This window comes from Mesorhizobium sp. M7A.F.Ca.CA.004.06.1.1 (genome assembly GCF_003999135.1).
Classification (GTDB): Bacteria; Pseudomonadota; Alphaproteobacteria; order Rhizobiales; family Rhizobiaceae; genus Mesorhizobium.
In genome coordinates, this window is sequence record NZ_RZPQ01000232.1 from 1 (window position 1) to 7658 (window position 7658).

Annotated in this window: 8 protein-coding genes; 1 reads left to right on the forward strand and 7 read right to left on the reverse strand. The window is 64.3% G+C overall.

Translation table 11 applies throughout. The annotated features are described in order from the left end of the window. From EN906_RS15805 to EN906_RS15815, 3 genes are all read right to left on the reverse strand, one after another. Positions 1-300: biotin/lipoyl-containing protein (locus EN906_RS15805; protein ID WP_348629282.1), on the reverse strand; the 300-nt coding region annotated here is incomplete at its 3' end. Between the two features lies 1 nt (position 301). Then, positions 302-1315, reverse strand: a complete 1014-nt coding sequence (locus tag EN906_RS15810; RefSeq protein ID WP_127271317.1) for an alpha-ketoacid dehydrogenase subunit beta — start codon at positions 1313-1315, stop codon at positions 302-304. A 3-nt stretch (positions 1316-1318) separates the two neighbouring features. Next, complete coding sequence (locus tag EN906_RS15815) at positions 1319-2551, reverse strand: 3-methyl-2-oxobutanoate dehydrogenase (2-methylpropanoyl-transferring) subunit alpha (RefSeq protein ID WP_127272764.1); 1233 nt, start codon at positions 2549-2551, stop codon at positions 1319-1321. 447 nt (positions 2552-2998) lie between these two features. On the opposite strand from EN906_RS15815, the gene holA reads away from it, so the two are divergent. Next, a complete protein-coding gene (gene holA / locus EN906_RS15820; protein ID WP_127271610.1) occupies positions 2999-4045 on the forward strand; it encodes a DNA polymerase III subunit delta in 1047 nt (348 codons plus the stop codon). Positions 4046-4288: 243 nt separating this feature from the next. Here holA and EN906_RS15825 read toward each other — a convergent pair whose 3' ends face one another. The 4 genes from EN906_RS15825 to EN906_RS15840 all read right to left on the reverse strand — a co-directional run. Then, a complete protein-coding gene (locus EN906_RS15825) occupies positions 4289-5179 on the reverse strand; it encodes a ParB/RepB/Spo0J family partition protein (protein WP_127272527.1) in 891 nt (296 codons plus the stop codon). Positions 5180-5248: 69 nt separating this feature from the next. After that, positions 5249-6049: a ParA family protein gene (locus tag EN906_RS15830; RefSeq protein ID WP_081738757.1), complete on the reverse strand. Its 801-nt coding sequence runs from the start codon at positions 6047-6049 to the stop codon at positions 5249-5251. A 52-nt stretch (positions 6050-6101) separates the two neighbouring features. Then, positions 6102-6734, reverse strand: coding sequence for a 16S rRNA (guanine(527)-N(7))-methyltransferase RsmG (rsmG, locus tag EN906_RS15835; protein WP_127269178.1), 633 nt, complete (start codon positions 6732-6734; stop codon positions 6102-6104). Continuing rightward, on the reverse strand, positions 6731-7658 hold a 928-nt coding region (locus tag EN906_RS15840), incomplete at its 5' end, for an FAD-dependent oxidoreductase (protein WP_164777191.1). The genes EN906_RS15840 and rsmG, both read right to left, overlap by 4 nt.

The window sequence follows — 7658 nt, forward strand, 5'->3', positions numbered from 1 at the left end:
GGGGGTAGATGCCGCTGTGACCTCTGGCGATTTCGTGTCTGCGACAACATTCCCCTCGCCCGCCACCTTCAGCCGCACGATGGGCGAACCAATCGCCACCGTGTCGCCGATTTCGGCGCCCAGCCACAGGATCTCGCCGTCGACCGGCGACGGGATTTCGACTGTCGCCTTGTCGGTCATCACGGCGGCGAGCACCGTGTCCTCGCGCACCATGTCGCCGATCTTGACGTGCCACTCGACCAGCTCGGCCTCGGCGACACCTTCGCCGACATCGGGCAGCTTGATGATGTGTTCGCCCATCTCAGGCCCCCATGGTTTCAAGCAAGGCACGGCCGACACGGGCGGGGCCGGGGAAATAATCCCACTCCTGCGCATGCGGATAGGGCGTGTCCCAGCCGGCAACGCGAGCAACCGGCGCTTCGAGGTGATAAAAACAGTTTTCCTGCACCAGCGCCGACAGTTCGGCGCCGAAGCCCGACGTCAGCGTCGCCTCATGCACGATGACGCAGCGCCCGGTCTTCTTGACCGAAGCGACGATCGTGTCGAGGTCGAGCGGCAGCAGCGTCCTGAGATCGATGATCTCGGCATCGATGCCGGTTTCCTCGGCCGCGGCCTGCGCGACATAGACCATGGTGCCGTAGGCGAGCACCGTGATGGCGGAACCCGGCCGGCGGATCGCCGCCTTGCCGAGCGGCACAGTGTAGTGGCCGTCGGCGACCTCGCCGAGCTCATGTTTCGACCACGGCGTCACCGGCCGGTCGTGATGGCCGTCGAACGGACCATTGTAGAGCCGCTTCGGTTCGAGGAAGATCACCGGATCGGGGTCTTCGATCGCCGCGATCAAGAGCCCCTTGGCGTCGTGCGGGTTGGACGGCACCACGGTCTTCAGCCCCGACACATGGGTGAACAGCGCTTCCGGGCTCTGGCTGTGCGTCTGGCCGCCGAAGATGCCGCCGCCGGTCGGCATGCGCACCACGATCGGGCAGGTGAAATCGCCATTGGAGCGATAGCGCAGCCTAGCTGCTTCCTGGGTCAGCTGGTCGTAGGCCGGATACATGTAGTCGGCAAACTGAATCTCCACGCACGGCTTCAGCCCATAGGCGGCCATGCCGATGGCCGAGCCGACAATGCCGGATTCGTTGATCGGCGCGTCGAAGCAGCGGCTCTTGCCGTATTTGGCCTGCAGGCCCTGCGTGCAGCGGAAGACGCCGCCGAAGAAGCCGACATCTTCGCCGAACACGACGACTTTGTCGTCGCGCCCCATCGATACATCCATGGCATCGCGAATGGCCTCGATCATGGTCCGTCTCGGCATGGCTCAGACTCCCGCCTGCTGGCGCTGGCGTCTGAGATGCGGCGGCATCTCGGCGTAGAGGCCCTCGAACATGTCGCGCGTCGACGGCTTGCCGCCGGCATGCAGCGTGCCGTGGCTTTCGGCTTCCTTCTGCGCCGCGATGACCGTGTCGAGGATTTCTGCCTCGGCCTGCGCGTGCCGCTCGTCCGACCAGACGCCAAGCGCGATGAGATGGTTTTTCAGCCGCACGATCGGGTCGCCGAGCGGCCAGGCGTCGGACTCGGTCTTTGGCCGGTAGGCCGAGGGATCGTCCGAGCTCGAATGCGCCCCGGCGCGGTAGGTGACATATTCGACCAGCGTCGGCCCGAGATTGCTGCGCGCCCGCTCCGCCGCCCATTTGGCCACCGCATGGACGGCGAGATAGTCGTTGCCGTCGACGCGCAGCGACGGGATACCGAAGCCGAGCCCCCTTGCCGCGAATGTGCCCGAGCCGCCGCGGGCAATGCCCTGAAAAGTCGAGATCGCCCACTGGTTGTTGACCACATTGAGCACGACCGGCGCCTTGTAGGTCGAGGCGAACACCAGCGCCGAGTGGAAATCGGATTCGGCCGTCGAGCCGTCGCCGATCCAGGCGGCTGCGATGCGCGAATCGTTCGAGATCGCCGAGGCCATCGCCCAGCCGACCGCCTGGATGTACTGCGTCGCCAGATTGCCGGAGATCGAGAAGAAGCCGTGCTCCTTCGACGAATACATGACCGGTAGTTGCCGGCCCTTCAGCGGATCCGCCTCGTTGGAATAGATCTGGTTCATCATCGTGACCATCGGATAGCCGTCGGCGATGAGCAGCCCTGCCTGGCGATAGGTCGGGAAATTCATGTCGCCCGGCGCCAGCGCCTTGCGGAAGGCGCAAGCCACCGCCTCTTCGCCCAGATGCTGCATGTAGAACGAGGTCTTGCCCTGCCGCTGCGCCATCTGCATGCGCGCGTCGAAGGTCCGCAGCGTCATCATGTGGCGCAGGCCGGCCAGAAGTTCCTCATCGGAGAGCAGGCCGGCCCAGGGACCGACGGCCTCGCCAGTGCGGTTCAGCACGCGGATGATCGAGAAGGCATGATCGCGGATGGTGCGCGGATCGACATCGATTTCGGGGCGCGGCACCGAGCCGGCCTTGGGGATCGGCACATTGGAAAAATCAGGCGTTCCGCCCGGCCGCACTTCCGGTTCCGGAACGTGGAAACGCAACATCCCAGCATCGGCCATGACCTTTGTCCTCCAATGTTGCCTAGTGTCGATATTTGCATATCTGCGCCGCCAGGCCAGTGCGAATTCGTCGGGTAGCCTGCGGACGTCGGTCCCGGCAGCGCCGGCCGATCCAGCCTCCCACGCACCAAGATGAAGATATGTCGGCGAAATTTCTTGTCGATGTTGGGCGCCGGCGCGCAATTAGACGCAAGATTGAGCCGGGTTTGCTGGCAGATAGGGTGATTGGGGAAGCGCGAAGCGTAATCTCCCTCCTTGAGGGGGAGATGTCGCCGAAGGCGACAGAGGGGGTCGCCGCGCATGGAGCGCCAACTTCTTCTTTCGGCGCATAAAATGTCGCATCCAGTCGAACCGACCCCCTCTGGCCTGCCGGCCATCTCCCCCTCGAGGGGGAGATCACGCACACCCCGGTTCACCCCACGCCCGCATCATGCTAACCAACCCGGCATGGCACAGAAGAAAGCTTACGAGGTCGACGGCTGGCTCGCGAAGCCGGACCAGCGCATTTCGATCGTCCTGCTTTACGGCCCCGATCGCGGCCTCGTATCCGAGCGGGCGAAGGCATTTGCCGGCAAGACCGGCCTGCCGCTCGACGATCCCTTCTCGGTGGTCAGGCTCGAGGGTTCGGAGGTCGACCGCGACGAGGGCCGGCTGCTCGACGAAGCCCGCACCGTGCCGATGTTTTCCGATCGGCGCCTTTTGTGGGTGCGCAATGCCAGCGGCCAGAAGGCGCTGGCCGACGACGTCAAGGCGCTGACGGCGGAGCCGGCGCGCGATGCGATCATTCTCATCGAGGCCGGCGATCTCAAGAAAGGCGTCGGATTGCGCGCCATCGTCGAGGCGGCCGACAGTGCCATGGCGCTGCCTTGCTATGCCGATGAAGCGCGCGACATCGACGGCGTCATCGACGCCGAACTGAGCAAGACCGGCATGTCGATGACCATGGAGGCGAGACAGGCGCTGCGCCGCAATCTCGGCGGCGACCGGTTGGCCTCGCGCGGCGAGATCGAGAAGCTCGTGCTCTATGCACATGGCCAGAACGAGATCGGACTGGAGGAGGTCAAGGCGATGTCGGGCGACGTCTCCGGCGCCTCTTTCGACGACGCGGTCGACGCGCTTCTCGAAGGCAAGATCGGCGACTTCGACACTGCCTTTACCCGCCATTGCCAGTCCGGCGGCCAGCCTTTCCTGGTGCTGTCTTCGGCGATGCGGCAGTTGCAGCAGATCCAAATCATGCGCGGCCAGATGGAGTCCGGTAACCGCAACGCCGCCTCGGTCGTTGCCGCCGCCCGCCCGCCGGTGTTTTTCTCCAGGCGCAAGCTGGTCGAGAAGGCACTGGAGCGCTGGAGCGCCGACGCGCTCGGCCGCGCGTTGACCCGGCTGCAGACGGCGGTGTTGCAGACACGACGGCGGCCGGACCTTTCCGTGGCGCTGGCACGGCAGGCGCTGCTGGGGATTGCGGTGGAGAGTAGCCGGTTGGCGCAGCGCGGCTGATCTCCCCCCTCGAGGGGGAGATGTCGCCGAAAGGCGACAGAGGGGGTCGTTGCGCGTGGAGCGCTGGCCTCCTTACTTCCTTACTTCCTTACTTCCTTACGTCTTCATGTCTTCCGCAAGGGCGCCGGCGCTTGGTGTGAGGCGACCCCCTCTGGCCTGCCGGCCATCTCCCCCTCAAGGAGCGAGATTAGCGGCGTCGCCGATTTCGCCAAAAATCCGGCCTGAAGATAATTCGCCGGCTAATTATCGTTCCTGCTTCAGCCGCCTGCACAACTCATCGAGCTGTTCCAGCGAGCGATAGGCTACCCGAAGCGTGCCGCCTCTGCCCTTGTGATCCACCGACACGATCATGCCGATCGTATCGGTCAACAGTTTTTCCAGCGCCAGCGTGTCGGCGTCCTTCTCGTCAGGACTTGGCGCCGGCCTGGCTTCCCTGGCGCTGCTGGTGCCGGCCGGCATCTGCGCCAGCGCTTCGGCCTGGCGCACCGAAAGTCCTTCTTCGACGATGCGCTTGGCAAGGCCCGCCGGATCTTCCGCCGTCACCAGCGTGCGGGCATGACCCGCCGACAGCGCGCCGTCGATCAGCATGTCGCGGATCACATCCGGCAGCTTCAAGAGCCTGAGCGTGTTGGCGACATGGCTGCGGCTCTTGCCGATCACCTGGCCGAGATCGGCCTGGGTGTAGCCGTGCTCGTCGATCAGCTGCTGATAACCGAGCGCTTCCTCGACCGCGTTGAGGTCGGTGCGCTGGACGTTTTCGATGATCGCCAGTTCGAGCGCGGTGCGATCGTTGACCTCGCGGATGATGACCGGGATCTCGGACAGCCCGGCGCGCTGCGCTGCACGCCAGCGCCGCTCGCCGGCGATGATCTCGTAGCGTCCGGCCTGTGTCGGCGAAGGCCGCGCCACCACCGGCTGGACGACGCCGTGTTCGCGGATCGACTGGGCAAGGTCGGTCAGCTCGGCGTCGCCGAAATGCCGGCGCGGATTTTTCGGGTTGGGGGTCAGGAACTCGATCGGCACCTTGCCGTCGGCGCTCATGCCCGGTTTTTCAGGTGCTACTGGGCGATCAATCTCGCCGATCAGCGCCGCCAGTCCGCGGCCCAGTCTCTTTCTCGAAAGGTCTTCGCTCATCTTTATTCCAGTTGGCTATTCCAAATCGTTTCGGTATCGAATCGGCTCTTGACTATGCATCCGGCCACATCAAGCGGCGCGTAACTTGCGCTCGCGGCGGATCACTTCCGATGCCAGTTGCAGATAGGCCTGGCTGCCCGAGCATTTCAAATCGTAGAGGATCGCCGGCTTGCCGTAGGACGGCGCCTCGGACACCCGCACATTGCGCGGGATGATGGTCTCGTAGACCTTGTCGCCCATATGCGCCCGCACATCCTGCACGACCTGGTTGGCGAGATTGTTGCGGCCGTCATACATGGTCAGCACGATGCCCTGGATGGTGAGATCCGGATTGATCGAGCGCCGCACCTGCTCGACCGTCTCCAGCAACTGGCTGAGGCCTTCGAGCGCGAAAAACTCGCATTGCAGCGGCACAAGAACGGAATCGGCCGCAGCCATTGAATTCAACGTCAAAAGGTTGAGCGATGGCGGGCAGTCGATCAGCACATAGCCAAAGGGTGCGCCGCGCTCGGTCGCAGCGCGCAGCGCGTTGCGCAGCTTGAGCACCCGGTCGGGCGCGGAGGCGATCTCCATTTCGATGCCGAGCAGATCGAGCGTCGACGGCACGATCGACAGGCCCGGCACGGCTGTGGGGATGGCCGCGGCTTCCAGCTCCAGCTCGCCGGTCAACACGTCATAGGACGACACCGTCCGGTCCTTGCGGTCGATGCCCAGACCGGTGCTGGCATTTCCCTGCGGATCGAGATCGACGATCAGCACCTTTTCGCCGATAGCAGCTAGCGCGGTCGCCAGATTGATGGCGGTCGTCGTCTTGCCGACACCGCCCTTCTGGTTGGCTACGGTGATGATTCGGGGGCCATTCTTCATCATGGGTTTATGCCAGAAATTCATTTTGGGCGCCAAATCGCCTGTCAGTGACGGATCAGACAGGTCGCAGGTTGGACAATTCCAGGATGACGCCGCCAACGTCGGTCATACTTGGATGTTCTACCAGATCGAAGGACCATCGGTGAACGCTTTCTTGCACTTCGGTGCGGTAATCCCGGCCTTTGTGGAACAGGCCGCGCGCGCCTGAAACCAGCCAGGGCGCCGACAGGTCCAGCAAGGTCGAAAGCGGAGCCAGCGCCCGCGCCGTGACGATTTGCGGCGTCGAAACCAGCGCATGGCTGTCATCGATGCGGCGCGCCACGACCCGCGCCGGCAGGCTGAACTGGCCGACGACGGTCTGCAGGAAGGATGCCTTTTTGCGATTGCTTTCAACCAGATCGATGCTGGCGCCGTCGCGCTCGGCCAGCAGGAACGCCATCACAAGGCCTGGAAACCCACCGCCCGAGCCGAGATCCACCCAGCGTGTGGCAACGGGTTCTATGCGCCCGAGTTGGGCGCTGTCCAGGATATGGCGCTGCCAGACATCGCCCGACGTGGATTGCGCCACCAGATTGATGCTGCGATTCCATTTCTGGAACATCTGCTCGAACGCCACCAGCCGATCGAATGTTTCACGTGAAACCGGGCCTGCCGCATCCTGCAGGCTCTCCAGGGACATAGAATTCACGCAACATCCTTTTGTAGGCGCTGGGCGCTCTCCGCATGGCGGACATGCGCGACAATGATCGCCAGCGCCGCCGGCGTCATGCCCTCCATGCGCTGGGCATCGGCTATGGAGCGCGGGCGCCGCGCCTGCATTTTCTGCTTCAGCTCGTTCGACAGACCCGGCACTCCGGCGAAATCGACCGTCTCGGGGATCAGCCGGCTCTCCTCATGCCGGATCTGCGCCACGTCGGTCTTCTGGCGGTCGAGATAGACAGAATACTTCGCTTCCGTCTCGAGGCGCTCCGCGGTCTTGCCTTCGATCGCCGCAAAGCGCGGATCGACGCCGGCCAGCCAAGCGACATCGACGTCGGGATAGGACAGCAATTCATAGCCGGACCGGCGCACGCCATCCCGGTTGATGTCCAGCCCGTGCCGCGCCGCCTCATTCGGCGTCATGGCGAGCGACTTCGCCAAATCCCGCGCCTCATCCAGGCTTTGCATGACCTGCCCGTAGCGCTGCATGCGCTGTGCCGAGGCGATGCCCAGTTTCGCCGCCAGAGGCGTCAGCCGCTCATCCGCATTGTCGGCGCGTAGCGACAGCCGGAACTCGGCGCGTGACGTGAACATCCGGTAGGGCTCTGCGATGCCGCGGCTGGTCAAATCGTCGACCATCACGCCGATGTACGCCTCGGTGCGGCTGAGCACGATTTGCTCGCTCCCCGCCGCCCGCCGCGCCGCATTGAGGCCTGCGAGCAGGCCTTGCCCGGCTGCTTCCTCATAGCCGGTCGTGCCGTTGATCTGCCCGGCGAGGAAGAGACCACCGATGCGCTTCGTCTCCAGCGTCTGATGCAGTTCGCGCGGATCGACATGATCATACTCGATGGCATAGCCGGGCTGCAGCATGATTGCGCGCTCCAGCCCCGGAATGGTTTTCAATATATCGAGC